At 40.7% G+C, this 14,279-nt stretch carries 14 protein-coding genes; 10 read left to right on the forward strand and 4 right to left on the reverse strand.

Annotated elements, in window-relative coordinates; translation table 11 throughout:
* Positions 1-64: 64 nt before the first annotated feature.
* Positions 65-808, reverse strand: coding sequence for a DUF6503 family protein (locus POV27_RS12830; protein WP_272863173.1), 744 nt, complete (start codon positions 806-808; stop codon positions 65-67).
* Positions 809-883: 75 nt separating this feature from the next.
* Between POV27_RS12830 and POV27_RS12835 the strand changes: the two genes are divergently transcribed.
* The 6 genes from POV27_RS12835 to POV27_RS12860 all read left to right on the forward strand — a co-directional run bounded on the left by POV27_RS12835 (position 884) and on the right by POV27_RS12860 (position 9,441).
* Positions 884-1,846, forward strand: a complete 963-nt coding sequence (locus POV27_RS12835) for a peptidoglycan DD-metalloendopeptidase family protein (RefSeq protein ID WP_272863174.1) — start codon at positions 884-886, stop codon at positions 1,844-1,846.
* Between the two features lie 23 nt (positions 1,847-1,869).
* Positions 1,870-2,334, forward strand: a complete 465-nt coding sequence (smpB, locus tag POV27_RS12840) for an SsrA-binding protein SmpB (protein ID WP_272863175.1) — start codon at positions 1,870-1,872, stop codon at positions 2,332-2,334.
* A 41-nt stretch (positions 2,335-2,375) separates the two neighbouring features.
* On the forward strand, positions 2,376-2,951 hold the full coding sequence (locus POV27_RS12845) for a DUF6940 family protein (protein ID WP_272863176.1): 576 nt from the start codon (positions 2,376-2,378) through the stop codon (positions 2,949-2,951).
* Between the two features lie 159 nt (positions 2,952-3,110).
* Entirely contained in the window at positions 3,111-5,579 is a 2,469-nt protein-coding gene (locus POV27_RS12850) for a DUF5686 and carboxypeptidase regulatory-like domain-containing protein (RefSeq protein WP_272863177.1), read from the forward strand.
* A gap of 835 nt (positions 5,580-6,414) precedes the next feature.
* Positions 6,415-7,590 (forward strand): serine hydrolase domain-containing protein, encoded by a 1,176-nt coding sequence (locus POV27_RS12855; protein ID WP_272863178.1) that lies wholly within the window; start codon positions 6,415-6,417, stop codon positions 7,588-7,590.
* A gap of 252 nt (positions 7,591-7,842) precedes the next feature.
* Positions 7,843-9,441 carry an eCIS core domain-containing protein gene (locus POV27_RS12860; RefSeq protein WP_272863179.1) on the forward strand — a complete coding sequence of 533 codons (1,599 nt, stop codon included), beginning with the start codon at positions 7,843-7,845 and terminating at the stop codon, positions 9,439-9,441.
* Between the two features lie 123 nt (positions 9,442-9,564).
* Here the strand turns inward: POV27_RS12860 and POV27_RS12865 are convergent, their stop codons facing one another.
* Complete coding sequence (locus POV27_RS12865) at positions 9,565-10,080, reverse strand: fasciclin domain-containing protein (protein ID WP_272863180.1); 516 nt, start codon at positions 10,078-10,080, stop codon at positions 9,565-9,567.
* A gap of 127 nt (positions 10,081-10,207) precedes the next feature.
* On the opposite strand from POV27_RS12865, the gene POV27_RS12870 reads away from it, so the two are divergent.
* The 3 genes from POV27_RS12870 to POV27_RS12880 are packed head-to-tail and all read left to right on the forward strand — an operon-like array spanning position 10,208 to position 12,007.
* Entirely contained in the window at positions 10,208-10,768 is a 561-nt protein-coding gene (locus POV27_RS12870; RefSeq protein WP_272863181.1) for an RNA polymerase sigma factor, read from the forward strand.
* Positions 10,765-11,544: an anti-sigma factor gene (locus tag POV27_RS12875; RefSeq protein WP_272863182.1), complete on the forward strand. Its 780-nt coding sequence runs from the start codon at positions 10,765-10,767 to the stop codon at positions 11,542-11,544. The genes POV27_RS12870 and POV27_RS12875 overlap by 4 nt, the downstream gene beginning before the upstream one ends.
* Before the next feature lie 46 nt (positions 11,545-11,590).
* On the forward strand, positions 11,591-12,007 hold the full coding sequence (locus POV27_RS12880) for an RNA-binding protein (RefSeq protein WP_272863183.1): 417 nt from the start codon (positions 11,591-11,593) through the stop codon (positions 12,005-12,007).
* Here POV27_RS12880 and POV27_RS12885 read toward each other — a convergent pair.
* Complete coding sequence (locus POV27_RS12885; protein WP_272863184.1) at positions 12,004-12,645, reverse strand: protein-L-isoaspartate(D-aspartate) O-methyltransferase; 642 nt, start codon at positions 12,643-12,645, stop codon at positions 12,004-12,006. The two genes, POV27_RS12880 and POV27_RS12885, sit on opposite strands and share 4 nt — an antisense overlap.
* Positions 12,642-13,196, reverse strand: a complete 555-nt coding sequence (locus tag POV27_RS12890; RefSeq protein ID WP_272863185.1) for a GNAT family N-acetyltransferase — start codon at positions 13,194-13,196, stop codon at positions 12,642-12,644. Before POV27_RS12890 ends, POV27_RS12885 begins: the two co-directional genes overlap by 4 nt.
* A gap of 109 nt (positions 13,197-13,305) precedes the next feature.
* Here POV27_RS12890 and POV27_RS12895 point away from each other — a divergent pair, with 109 nt between their 5' ends.
* Positions 13,306-14,274 carry a Gfo/Idh/MocA family protein gene (locus tag POV27_RS12895; RefSeq protein ID WP_272863186.1) on the forward strand — a complete coding sequence of 323 codons (969 nt, stop codon included), beginning with the start codon at positions 13,306-13,308 and terminating at the stop codon, positions 14,272-14,274.
* Positions 14,275-14,279: the final 5 nt, after the last annotated feature.

Here is a 14,279-nt window from a genome sequence, read left to right on the forward strand (position 1 = left end):
CCTTAACCGTATATACGTAAAAAGGCAAGAGTCGGTTTTCCTGAAGTAGAAATTTCTTGTGAAACTACTGCTGGAGACGTACTCCAACATTTTCCGTCTCAATTTTAGAAAGCAATTTTAGTTCCTTGGATTGGAAAAGGGAGTCTAGAGTAGTGAGTGCAATATCTTTGGAATTGGGCTTGTAATTGTTGTAATCTACAAAACGGATGCCTTCTACTTCCCGAGGATTATAGGCTTCCCGAAAACGGATACCGCCTCCATCGGTAGCATAGCTATAAGCCAAATAATCGACCGTAAACCGATCTTTGTGTATCCAATAGACAAATTCGTCCTCAAAGTCGGTTCCACCACCTTCTTCCTTAAAAGTGACCCCTACTTCATAATAAGGCTCACCATTAATAATGTCTTCACCCAGCAACTTTTTATTCACCGCGGGAGCATTCAACCCAAAAGGTAATTGTGCAAAGTAATGCACCGAATTTACACTATTGGAATAGCGTGTGACCATAGAATCTGGAACTTTCACTAAGGAATCATTCTTAAAGCGGGTAAATCCGTCGTTCGTTACTACATCATGGGTTACCCCTGTAGAATCTGATATAATCCGCTCTAAACTATAGGCGCCTCCATCCCGCTTACTTACATAACGTCGATCCCTAAAGGTGAAATCGATCGTGGCATGCTCACAATTGCCTTGACAGGCATTGACGATAGACTTGTCCACGATCTGTTGCGCCGTAAGCTCAGTGTTTTTCTCGTTACAAGCTATAACAAGTAATGTGATTGCTAAAATAGGAAGGAGTTTCATACGTTTAAAAATGTAACAATCATAGCTATTTGGTCACAAATTAAAACAATCCCTTACCAAAACTATCCCAAGAAAATGAAAAAATTTTGTTTCCTTCTCCTTTTTGCAAGCATGTCCATTTTCGGCCAGACAGAATCGTATGTGCAAACTTTAAAAACCTTTCAGGAATATTACAATCAAGGGGATTCGCAAGCGATCTACGACATGATGAATTCGCGCATGCAGGAACAATTGGGTCTTAAAAATGTGAAAGCTATCGTAACTACTTTTCGGGATAATTTAGGAAGCATCACGGAATACAAGTTCATTTCTAGGGAAGGCTTTACAGAAACTTACGAAGCGACATTCGAACATGGAAGACAAAATATAGCTCTTACACTACAACCAGACGGTATTATGAGTGGACTTCGCTTTCTACCCGCCGCCGAAGAAAATTCAGTAGCCAAAATGGACCGAAACCAAACGCCATTATCGCTACCCTTTAAGGGTGAGTGGTATACCTTCTGGGGTGGTGATACCAAGGCCCAGAACTATCATGTGGTTTCAAAAACACAAAAGCATGCTTTCGATTTTTTGATTTTAGACAAAAATGGAAAGTCCTACGAACGCAGCGGTACCCGAAATGAAGATTATTATGCTTTTGGAAAACCCATATACGCAGTATGCGACGCTTTGTTGTACAAAGTTACTACGGGTGTTGAAGATAATCGGCCGGGTATCATGAATCCAACACAAATGCTGGGTAACAGTGTGATCCTTAAAACTGAAAATGAAGAGTACATCGTCTATGCCCATTTCGAAAAAGAAACCGTAAAAGTAAAGGAAGGCGACTTTGTAAAACGGGGACAGTATTTGGGTAATTGTGGAAATTCGGGTAACTCCACCGAAGCCCATCTTCACATACATATACAGGACGGGCCCAATGTTTTGGGAGATATTGGAGTAAAATGTTATTTCGATTCCCTTTGGATAAATGGAACCTTAGAACGGGATTATTCGCCTGTAAAAGGTGACAAAATTACTAGGCCTAAAGAATAAATTTGTACTACATTTGCCCCGTTATGGCATTGCAAAAAAATGTACAAATAAAGAACCGTAAGGCCCGTTTCGAATACGAAATTCTGGACAAGTATACCGCTGGGATTGTATTACGAGGTACGGAAATAAAGGCTATTCGCGAAGGAAAGGCATCCATTGCCGAGAGTTTCTGCGAATTCGCCAACGGGGAATTGTTTGTCATTAATATGACCATTCAGGAATACTCGCACGCTACCCATTTCCAGCATGCCCCGAAAAGCGAGCGCAAACTATTGCTCAACAAACGAGAACTCCGAAAATTGGAAAAGGATGTGAAAAATACGGGATTAACCATTATTCCTCTGTTATTGTTCACCAACGAAAAGGGATTTGCCAAATTGGAAATTGCGCTTTGCCGCGGTAAGAAACAATACGACAAGCGTGAAACCATGAAAGATCGCGATAACAAACGAAACCTAAGCAGAATTAAAAAGGCTTTCAATAACTAGTCTACCACTTTCCTCCTCAGCCTATATAAGAACTCGAAACCATGTGGCGAGCCAAAAAAGATGTTTTAAAAGAAAACGAGCTCATTAAGTTCGTTATTTATGAGAATGACGTCCCTTTAAAAAGAAGGGATGTGATTAAACGTTGGAAAGAGAACCAAAGCTTTAGGCAATTCTACAACCAACTCCTTGTAGATGTTGAGTTTGGGGCTTTTTATTGGGAAAACCCTTCCATCACGATCCATGAATTGGACGAAACCTATGAATTTGTGGTGATGAGAAGTACGTCCTTAGAAAAAGTAAGTCCTGAACCTCACGCCTTTCGGGCGCATTTCAAAAATGGAAGCATGACAGTTGTTTTTCCAAACCTTAGGAAAGATGCTATCCTAATCGTCCCTACACCCATGGGCGAAACCGAAAGTTATTCGCACATTGGAAATTTTGTTCGAAGGGCTCCCAAGGAACAGGTAGACCATTTCTGGAAAACTGTGGGCGAAACCTATGAAGAAAACATTGGTCAAAACAGAAAATGGTTAAGCACCGCTGGTTTGGGAGTGTACTGGCTGCATTTAAGAATTGACTCCAGACCGAAATACTATAAGTACCATGGATACCGATAACAAGGGATATGATATGGATCGAAAATAGCAGGAAACGTACCCAAATATTTCCCAACTAACATTTCTTTAGTATTTCTCATACAAAGATTGGTTACTTTCACGTTGCAATAGCAAACAACCTTTTTCAATTTCAGAGCGTCTTTATAAGAAACCATCCGTATGAAGCGAATTTTACTAGCTACTTTTCTTTTCGTCACCCTTTATTCCAATGCCCAAGTCACGGGAACGATAACCGATACGAAAGGAAATCCACTCCCTTACGTAAATATTTACTTAGAGAACAGTTACACGGGGACTACCAGTAACGAAGAAGGTTTTTATTCGCTCGATCTATCCAAAACGGGAAACTACACCATTGTCTTTCAGTTTCTGGGCTATACTACTTCCAAAAAACAAGTAACCATAGCCCAATTCCCTTACGAGCTTAATACGTCCCTTTCGGAAGCCACGGTAAGTTTGGATGAAGTGGTGATTTCCACTTCCGAAGATCCGGCCTATCGAATTATACGGGAAACCATTCAACGGCGGAAGGAAAATCTGGAGCGGATTTCAGCCTATACTGCGAAATTCTATTCCCGTGGACTTTGGAGGGTAAAGGATGCTCCCGAAAAAATCCTTGGACAGGACGTGGGAGACTTTAATGGCGCGCTCGATTCGACACGTACAGGAATCATCTATTTGTCCGAAACCATTAGTGAAATTGCTTACGAGCGACCTAATAGTTTTAAGGAACGCGTTACAGCTAGTAAAGTAAGTGGGGATGATAACGGATTTAGTTTTAATAGTGCCGGGGATGCCAATTTCAATTTTTATGAAAATAGCATCACCATGAACACCTCAATTGTTTCCCCTATTGCCGCCAATGCCTTAGGGTATTATCGCTACCAATTGGATGGGGTTTTTTATGAGGGAAACAAGCTTATCAATAAAATCATCGTCACTCCAAGACGCCCCAAAGATAGGGTTTGGAAGGGTGTTATTTATATCGTGGAAGACGACTGGCAATTGTATGGAGTAGAGCTTACTACCAACGGAGAAGCTATTCAGGTGCCTTTTGTAAAGGATCTCATATTTAAGCAGAACTTCACTTTCGATGAAACCGAAAATGCATGGGTCAAGATTTCACAGACCATCGATTTTGGCTTTGGTTTCTTTGGCTTTAATGGGGATGGACGCTTTATAGCCAATTACAGCGATTATGATTTCAATCCAGGGTTTCAAAAGAAAGACTTCAGTAATGAGATACTCTTTTTTGAACCCTTGGCCAACAAAAAGGATAGCCTCTATTGGGAAGCGATCCGCCCAGTTCCCCTTACCCTAGAAGAAGTTAATGACTATACACGTAAAGACAGCATTCAGGAACTGCGAAAATCGAAAACCTATCTAGATTCCATCGACCGAAAGAACAATAAGTTCGGATTGTTGGATCCTTTAATGGAGTATACCTATCGTAACAGTTATGAGAAATGGTCCATCAACTATGACGGTCCCCTATTACAAACGAGCTTTAATACTGTTCAGGGTTGGAACAGTAGTGCAGGTATCGGTTTCTATAAATGGTATGACGAGAACCGAACGCGTTGGGTTCGTGCAAATGTGAATGCCAATTATGGTATTTCGGACGATCGACTACGATTCACAGGGAGTCTTACCAAGAATTTTAATCGCATTAATCGCCTAAGACTTTCCATTTCCGGAGGAAATACCGTGGCGCAATTCAATCCAAGTGAACCTATTAGCCCTCTAATAAATAGCGTATCTACCCTCTTTTTTGAAAGAAACTATATGAAGGTGTACGATCTCACCTATGCCCGATTGGCATACCAGCAGGAATGGTTTAATGGACTACGGGCCTTTTTAAATGTGGGATACGAAAAACGAAAGCCGCTTTTCAACACCACCGATTATGTCATCTTTCCCGATGATGATGTGGACTATACTTCCAATAATCCGGTCGTCAACGTTCCAGAACCAGCTATTGATGAGCATGATATTATAAAATCGACCTTTAGTGCCAATATTTCCTTTGCACAGAAGTATTTTACCTATCCTGATGGAAAGTACAATATAGGATCTACAAAATATCCACAACTATTTCTCGCGGTTGAAAATGGTATGGGTGCCTCCAATAGTGATTATAACTATACACAACTTAGGGCTCGTCTTTATCAATACGTCTCCCTTCAGAGTTTTGGGGTGTTGCAATACAATCTAAAAGGAGGTACATTTTTAGATGGGGACGACATCTCCTTTGTGGACTATCAGCATTTTAATGGCAATCAAACACGGGTGGGCACTTCATTCAACTACCTCAACGTGTTCAACTTACTTCCGTATTACTCCTTAAGTACCAACAAAAGCTATTTTGAAGGACATGCCGAATACGATTTTAAGGGCTGGGTCCTCGGAAAGATTCCCGGAATCAATCAACTGAACTTCAATCTTATTGCTGGAGGGCACATCCTACTTACCGAAGACCGTAAACCCTATAGCGAACTCTCTATTGGTATTGATAATCTGGGATGGGGCAAATTCCGATTCTTACGTGTAGACTATGTGCATTCGCAGTTTGAAGGGAACAGCAAAGGTGCCTTTATTTTCGGATTGAAGTTTCTGAACCTCTTCTAACAGGAAAAAGAATCAGGGTTTTTCCTGTAGTAATTTGGGGCGTTCCACTCTTGATTGGAATTGTTCTATGTATGAATTTTACATCATCATTAAGCAACACCTTATCGCATGGGTCTCAAAATAATTGATACCAATCAACTCCCTGTAGATGGACTAGCTCCATACGAGATTTATGAAGGCGATTTCCCGTTCATTGGTACGATTCAATCGATAGTATTGCGCAAGGCCATTTTTTCTTGGGTTCCCAAGATGCTCCATAGCAATAAAAGGCTTTTTCGCGATTTGCAAACAGGATTGCGACAAGGATATAAAAGATATCAAACGTGTTTATTGAAACACGGCCATAGATACATAAGAGTTTAATACTAGTTGTTTGCCGGTCCGACGATTGAAAGGTTTGTATTGGGGTACCTCTTCATAACAGTCGGGCCGGGTTTTTTATGGCCTATATACGTCTTCTATTCATCGATTTTTGCGGTTTAAGAAAATGCCGTTCTGCCCGGTACCCTTTAGAAGATTCTGTATTTACTTTTTGTTCAGTAGAGAAAAGTAAAATCCTATAAAAAGCACGTCCTAATACGTTTTTCCTCCTTTTTTCACCCCTTTTTCATACCGTGGTAGCCTATTGATCTAAAATCTACCTAATAGCTTTGCGTAATACGCACCTTCAAAAGAAACAACCATGAAGCCACATGCTATATATATTCTAGGTTTTTTAATAATTCTGAACACGGGATGTAAAGAAAAAATCGCTGAAGTTCAGATTGAGGAGGATACAGAAATATACAATTACTTTAATGTGTTGTCTGAAAACAAGGACTTTTCGGGAACTATTTTGATTGGGAATGAAAATGAAATTCTGGAGCAATATACGTTTGGATATGCAGATTTTGAAAAACAGGTAAAACATACTATTACTAGTACGTTTTGTATAGCATCTAACTCTAAAACCTTTACCGCAGCTGCCATCATTTTATTGAAGGATAGAGGAGCAATTCAATTCAATGATAAAGTAAGTAAATACCTGCCCGATTTTAAATATGGTGATCAAATCACCATATTGAATTTACTGAGGTATGAATCAGGATTGGCAGATATTGATTGGGAGCTTAACAGGCACAACATACTTGATGCAAAAGCACTTGTATCTGAAATAGAAAAGAAACCTTTAGAATTTGAACCAGGGACCGATGGAAGATATGGTAATGCGGGATTTACAATACTCGCAAGAGTTGTAGAAACTGTAAGCGGACAATCGTATGGTGCGTTTTTAAAAGAAAACTTCTTTACAACTTATGATATGCAGCACACGGGTGACTTGAGCACACATGAATTCCCCAAAGATTTCTCAAATCCTAACTTCCCTGGCCCTAGACCCGAATTAACCCGATACATACCCGATGTGAATTATTCTCTGTCTTTAGGGTCTGGCTCTATGTATTCTTCGGCGATTGATTTATGGAAATGGGGAAGTAGCATCGCAAGTAAAAATTCAGTTAATGTTTTTAAAGAAGCCTATCCGTATGGATGGGGAAGGGATTCTATAGCTGGGAGGTTTTGTTTAAATCAAACTGGCATGAATAATGGGTTTGTTTCTTCTTTATTCATTTTTCCCGAAGAAAAGGTAACTATGGTTTTGCTTTCCAATATTGAAAATGGTTTGTGGGTGGATTGGACCAAAGACCTCGCGAAAATTTATTTTAAAGATTCAACCGACACTTTCTATCCGAAAAAAAGAGAAGATACATATAGTCCAACACAGGATTTCAGTACATATACCGGTAGGTTTAAGCTCAACGAAGATCGTATTATAGATATAAAAAATGTGGACAATGACTTATACCTTCATCTGAATGACTTTTATGTGGGTCACCATTTACTACCTATTGAAAAAGACAAATTTGAATTAAGATCATTTACAGGAACTCTATTTTTTAAAAACAAGGACAGTATACACTGGAAACTACCCGAACGCTGGGGAGGTTGGGTACAAGTGTATGTAAGAGAATGATGATGCTTTATTCTATACTTCCGTAGGATCAATTGCCGCCCTCTACTTGAAATTCAAAAACCAGGTGATTTTTCCCATGTAAATATAGGTTTTTACCTTTAAAATTATTAATCTAAAGTTCTTACCTTTAGCACTTTACCAAATGAAAATCAATCTCTTTCGGCAATTAAGTGATATTAAATAGGAAGTGCCAGATTGATTGACACAAGTCTGAAATAGAAGATAATAGGATTTTTAGAAAACGAATACGACATGAGCATCACATTTGCCAGAAAATACAACGCTATACCAAAGTCACTTATTAGCACTAACAAACCTGCCAATTTTATATCAAATTCTAAGCAGCCGGAATCGTCATTTTTTCCTCCGGCTATTATCCAGCCAAAACTAGCTATTGGACAGGTAAACGATAGCTACGAAAAAGAAGCAGATAGCATAGCTAATAAGGCTATTAGCACGTCAACACAGCATAACAGTCTGGTTTCGCAGATAAGCCCATTAAATACTAGTGCTACTCAGCGTAAAACTACTAGCACTAATGGAGGCAACTCGAACCCCAAAAGTCTTATGGCAAGCAGTCAACTTGAAAGTAAAATAAATACAAGTAAAGGTGGCGGAAGTGCTATGGATACTGACACACAAACAGAAATGAGCCAAAAATTCGGGACTAATTTTGGAGATGTACGCATACATACAGACCAATCATCTATCCAGATGAACCGCCAACTTGGAGCCAAGGCCTTTACTGTTGGTAACGATATTTATTTTAATCAGGGGCAATACAGTCCTAATAATCAACAGGGCAAGCACTTATTGGCACATGAGCTTACTCATGTAGTACAGCAACGAGGTATTCAACAAATACAAAGAACTCCTGATTTTGATGGTGGGACTGCTGGCCTACACGAAGATCTTACCAGACAATATAGTCAAGAAACAGGTGTACCTTATCGACCAGGTTTGCAATACACAGAAGGTTACCGTTTATGGTTAGCTAGTAAAAACGATGTTGACACTAAGAAAACGCCGAAAACTCCAGATTTTCATGCCGGGACTATTGGCCTACACAAAGACCTTACCACACAATATAGTCGAGAAACAGGTGTGCCTTATCGACTAGGTTTGCAATACACGGAAGGTTATCGTGCATGGATAACTAGTGATAACGATGCTGAAACTAAGGAAACACCAAAAGAAACCAGTTCGGAACATGCTACTAAAGAAAAAGAACAGAAGAAAAAGCTGAAAACTGTGATTAATGCCGCAGCAGGTACAAAAACAGATAAAAAAGGGACTAGTCTTGCTGCCAGTGCAGACGCAAAGTTAAAGATACCCTTGGGTGGCCCTTTTTTAGACTATTTTAAATTTGCTATAAAGACGGGGCCCTTTATTAAATGGCAGCAATCTTTAGAGAGTCCAGCAAAAGAAAAATTTGAAGCTGGTTTAAAGTTTCAACTAGACATGCTGGATTTTTTAGTCAAACAAAATAATTTCAGCTTAACTATGGGACCTTACTTAGCAGGCTCTGGAGGCTTTAAAACCGAGGACGATAAAAGAAAACCTTTTGGTTCCATGAATTTAGGAGTTACAGGCAATTTTATTTATACTGGAAATATTTGGGAAGCCAATATATATCTTACTGGAGGCTATTCTCTTTATGGCACCAAAGACAAAAAGCCGAAAAGTGGTGCTTTTATAGATACTGGAGCATCTATTTATCTGCGAGGCAATGTAGGCAGTAAAGAACATAAAGTCCTTTTAGGCCCCGTTTTGGGAGGTGGCTATATTGGCGATTCGTCTCAAGGGAAAAGTGAAGGTTACTTTAATCTTGGCATTAGGGGTATGTTTTAGAATTTCATAATTTAAAATTCGACCCTCCGCTGGCGTGCGTCTCTCGACGGCCCTCCACCTTAAACAAAAAAACCTCCCCGAGGGGAGGCCTTTTTCATAGCGAAGTGTGAAAACGAACAATTACTACTCTGGCATCACTACCGTGTCAATCACATGAACCACTCCGTTACTCGCCATGATATCCGTTGTAACTATCTGACTATAGTTTCCATTTTTGTCTTTCAGCCAAATTTTACCGTCTTTCTGCATTACTTTAAGTCCGGTTCCATTCAACATGGTCAATTGAGTCTTTCCTCCACCTTTCTTTAGGGCAGATGCTACTCCTTTGGCTGGGATGTTTCCACTTATCACATGATAGGTAAGAATGTTGGCTAAGGCTTTCTTGTTTTCTGGCTTTAGTAAGTTTCCTAAGGCTTTTGAGTCAATTTTAGCAAAGGCATCATTGGTAGGGGCAAATACCGTAAACGGTCCGTCACCCTGTAAAGCTCCTACTAGGTCGGCAGCCTTAAGCGCCGTAACCAAGGTAGAGAAGTCACTATTTCCTGAAGCGATCTCTACGATACTTTTCTTTTGTGCGATCGCATTCTGTGCAAAAGAGAACAATGCGATGGTTGATAAAATAAATACGAATTTTTTCATGATCTTAATTTTTAAAGTTTGATGTATAAAAGTTTTGCGCGCTTTCAATTTTATATACACGGATTCCAAACCGTGGATGAGAAGGGTTATAATTTTTGCTTAACTTTAACACATCCCATACCCCGATATGCAATCCGATCTATTGCTCATACAACAACTTCAGGAAGGCAATGCCAAGGCACTTTCCAGCCTATACGATAAGTATGCTGGGGCTTTGTACGGTGTTATCCTGAGGATTTGCAAGGACGAAGGCAAGGCACAGGATGTACTGCAAGAGACCTTCTTGAAAATATGGAACAACGCTTCTTCCTATAAAGCCGATAAAGGAAGATTTTACACCTGGGCATATCGTATTGCGAGAAATACAGCTTTAAATGAAGTACGCTCCCCTTCCAAGCTCATCCAAACCGAAGATTTAGGTGTATATAAAGAGACAGAAGTTTCGGAAGAAGTTCCCGTCGATGTGGCCAAGCTCAACGGATCTATCCGCCAGCTGGAATCACATCACCAAAAGGCCTTGGAATTGGTGTATTTTAACGGACTTACCCATCGGGAAGCTCATGAAGAAATGGGAGTACCCTTGGGTACGTTTAAATCGTATGTACAACAGGCCTTACGGAAGCTTAGGGAATTGTATGGAGTAGAAATGATCCTTATGATTGGGGTGTTAATTGAATGGATGCTATGATGGATAAAAAGGAAATATTGGAATCTGGATTACTGGAGCGCTATCTAATCGGTGAGGTTTCCGAAACCGAGCAGCTACAGGTGGAAAGGTATCTTCAGGATTCGGAGATACGGAAGCACTACGGCCAATTGGAAGCAGATTTTGAAAGAATGGCGATGGAAAATGCCGTTTCACCCCCTCCACAGGTAAAGGAGGGACTTATGGATAAAGTCGGCTCAAAAACACCTCAGCAACCGCCTATTAATGCCAACCGTTCTGCGCTTAAGTCCTATTTGGCCATTGCTGCAGCCCTCGCCTTATTGTTTGGAATAAGTTCTTTCTGGATGTATACAAAATTGAATGGTGTCGAAGATCAATTAGAATTGGTTCGTTCCCAAAATGATATCCTTTCGGATGAACTTGAGGATCTGACCAAAAACTACGATGACGTCATCAATACATACGAGATTACAAGCAATCCGAAAACCGAAAAACTGATCATGCTTGGGAATCAAAATTCACCCCAAGCGACTGCAGTGACCTATGTAAACCATACCGATAAAACCGTATTTATTGATGCCGAAGGCTTACCTAAACTTTCGGAAGAGCACGACTACCAGCTTTGGGCCGATGTGGAAGGTGAGATGATCGACATGGGGGTAATTGCCAAAGGGGAAAATTTCCTCGCTATGAATTATATAGATCATGCCGAGTCCTACAATATTACCATAGAACCTGCTGGCGGAAGCGATCATCCCACCGTAGAACGACTTATAACCAATGTGTATTTGCAATAGCAAAACGCAACGTTTCTGGGTTCTTCCATCTTATCAGAAAAAGAAAATGAAAAAGATCCTTCTATTCCTATTATGTACCGTTGTACTGTCCTGCGATACAAGTGACGACCGACCTGAGACCGATAACTCCATATTAGATAGTTGGGATATGCAATCCTACATCTTTTTTGGACCCGAACCTCCAGAACTTGAGGAAGGGGATGTTATTTGGAGTTTTAGCCAAGTCACCAATACCCTTACTATTGTAAACAATGTAGAAAGCGATTATCCTTATCTACCCGAAAGCGGAACCTATAGTGTAACCGTCTTACCAGACAATGTGGTGATTATCGAAGGCCTCCCTTGGGGAAATGTATACGAATATGAAGTCGTTGGAAATGAATTATTCCTCAACTTTAGGGATGATCCACAGATAGCAGATGATGAACTATCCATCGTGTTTGGCAAAAGGGACTTGCCCTAATTCTTATCCTCCAATAAGGGTACAAAACGAAATTCTCCGTATTCCTTCTTTTCGAATTCAGTAGGGCTTTTTCGGGTGAAGACTGTCATGATCTGAACGTTTTTCCCAACGGGAATTACGAGTCTCCCTCCTACTTTAAGCTGCGCCAGTAATGGATTGGGAACATAAGGTGCTCCCGCCGTAACGATTACTCCATCGTAAGGAGCAAATTCCTCAAGGCCTATATAACCATCGCCAAAGATCATTTTCTTAGGGCGATATCCTATTTTGGGAAGGAATAATTTGGACTTTTTAAAGAGTTCATTTTGTCGCTCAATGGTATACACCATAGCTCCCATTTCTAATAACACGGCACATTGGTATCCACTTCCTGTACCTATTTCAAGGATTTTATCCCCTTCCTTTACTTGGAGCAATTCTGTTTGCCGTGCTACTGTATAGGGTTGCGAGATGGTCTGGTCTGCTGCAATGGGAAAGGCCTTATCCACATAGGCATGGTCTATAAAACCACTATCCATAAAAAGGTGCCTTGGCACTGCATTAATGGCTTCAAGCACGGCTTCATCGGCAATCCCCTTTAACCGAAGGGTTTCTACCAATTTTCGGCGCATTCCTTTATGTAAAAATGTATCCTTCATGACTCTTTACGTCGCGCTAACCACTCTTCCCTAGTGATTTCATAAAAGTAGCACTCATCGCCATCGAAGGTAAATGTAGCCGTTAAATGCATACCCAATTTTTCACCCAAGATTTTATTGGAAGCGTCATTATCAATTACCGCGGCCCCATAGATAATAGGATGATCGCCCCTTTCACAGAGGTAATCCATACAAGCAACCGCGGATTCGGTGGCGTAGCCCTTGCCCCACTCAGATTCCAACATTCGATACCCAATATCCAACAAATTAGTGCGTCCATTAAGGGGTTCGGTGTTTATTTTGAAACCCGTCCAACCAATGAATTTGCCCGTATGCTTGTCTTCCATGACCCAGCGCCCAATGCCTCTGTCGATGTATTGCTGACGAACATCTTCAATAATCTTTTTAGACTGCTCTATCGTTTTCACAGGTTTATTGCCCAAATACTTATGTACATTGGGATTAGAATCCATGGCAAACATCCCTTCCGCATCGGTTGGGAGCATTTCGCGAATGATAAGGCGTTCAGTTTCTAGGGTGGGTTGTTTCATTTTGAAATCTTAGGGTACCACAAAGCTACTAAAATCCTCTGCCGAAATCCGGCAAAACGAAGCCTAAATTTCATACAAAAAAAGGTATCTTTGTGCAAAATACACGCCCATGCTAAAAGCAGGAGTTCTGGGTGCAGGCCACCTAGGAAAAATTCATCTAAAACTTCTCAATCAATCCAGCAAATATGAACTTGTTGGTTTTTTTGATGCGGACACCCAAGCTTCCCAAAAAATTTCTGAAGAATTCGGTTACAAAAGCTTTCCCACTATGGAGGCTTTGATCGAGGCTTGTGATGTGGTCGATGTGGTAACACCGACAATATATCATTTCGATGTGGCCGAAAAAGTGATTCGTGCCGGAAAGCACTTATTTATAGAAAAACCCATTACACAAACGGTCGAAGAAGCCGAAAAACTGCTCGAGTTGGCCCAAGAATACAACGTAAAAGGGCAAGTGGGGCATGTGGAGCGCTTTAATCCAGCCTTCATGGCGGTTCGCGACAAGTTTGAAAATCCCATGTTCATCGAGGCACACCGTTTGGCGGAATTCAATCCAAGAGGAACGGACGTACCCGTAGTATTGGATTTAATGATTCACGACATCGATGCCATTTTAAGTGTGGTGAAGAGTGAGGTAAAGTCAGTTTCAGCCAGTGGTGTTTCAGTGATTTCCGAAACACCGGATATCGCCAACGCTCGTATTGAGTTTGAAAATGGCTGTGTAGCGAACCTTACGGCCAGTCGTATTTCCATGAAAAAAATGCGAAAGGCACGTTTCTTTCAAAGGGACGCTTATATCTCGGTAGACTTCTTAGAAAAGAAATGTGAAGTGGTGAAGATGAAGGATGCTCCCGAACATCCAGATGATTTTGCCATGATCCTGACCAATGCCGAAGGGGTGAAAAAGCAGATCTATTTCGACAATCCAGAAATCGATTCCAACAACGCCATTCTGGACGAGTTGGAAACCTTTGCCGATGCTATTAACAATGATACGACTCCTATCGTGACGCTAGCGCAAGGGACCAATGCATTGCGCGTAGCCATGCAGGTAATCGAAAATTTTAAAATTTTATAACAACC

The organism is Aureisphaera galaxeae, assembly GCF_028561275.1.
Lineage (GTDB): Bacteria > Bacteroidota > Bacteroidia > Flavobacteriales > Flavobacteriaceae > Aureisphaera > Aureisphaera galaxeae.

Excerpts from the sequence above, each read along its gene's own strand:
- POV27_RS12865 (WP_272863180.1), bottom strand. The coding sequence starts at position 10,080 with ATGAAAAAATTCGTATTTATTTTATCAACCATCGCATTGTTCTCTTTT.
- POV27_RS12835 (WP_272863174.1), top strand. The coding sequence starts at position 884 with ATGAAAAAATTTTGTTTCCTTCTCCTTTTTGCAAGCATGTCCATTTTC.
- POV27_RS12885 (WP_272863184.1), bottom strand. The coding sequence starts at position 12,645 with ATGAAGGATACATTTTTACATAAAGGAATGCGCCGAAAATTGGTAGAA.
- POV27_RS12845 (WP_272863176.1), top strand. The coding sequence starts at position 2,376 with ATGTGGCGAGCCAAAAAAGATGTTTTAAAAGAAAACGAGCTCATTAAG.
- POV27_RS12895 (WP_272863186.1), top strand. The coding sequence starts at position 13,306 with ATGCTAAAAGCAGGAGTTCTGGGTGCAGGCCACCTAGGAAAAATTCAT.
- POV27_RS12860 (WP_272863179.1), top strand. The coding sequence starts at position 7,843 with ATGAGCATCACATTTGCCAGAAAATACAACGCTATACCAAAGTCACTT.
- POV27_RS12870 (WP_272863181.1), top strand. The coding sequence starts at position 10,208 with ATGCAATCCGATCTATTGCTCATACAACAACTTCAGGAAGGCAATGCC.
- POV27_RS12850 (WP_272863177.1), top strand. The coding sequence starts at position 3,111 with ATGAAGCGAATTTTACTAGCTACTTTTCTTTTCGTCACCCTTTATTCC.
- smpB (WP_272863175.1), top strand. The coding sequence starts at position 1,870 with ATGGCATTGCAAAAAAATGTACAAATAAAGAACCGTAAGGCCCGTTTC.
- POV27_RS12890 (WP_272863185.1), bottom strand. The coding sequence starts at position 13,196 with ATGAAACAACCCACCCTAGAAACTGAACGCCTTATCATTCGCGAAATG.
- POV27_RS12830 (WP_272863173.1), bottom strand. The coding sequence starts at position 808 with ATGAAACTCCTTCCTATTTTAGCAATCACATTACTTGTTATAGCTTGT.
- POV27_RS12875 (WP_272863182.1), top strand. The coding sequence starts at position 10,765 with ATGATGGATAAAAAGGAAATATTGGAATCTGGATTACTGGAGCGCTAT.
- POV27_RS12880 (WP_272863183.1), top strand. The coding sequence starts at position 11,591 with ATGAAAAAGATCCTTCTATTCCTATTATGTACCGTTGTACTGTCCTGC.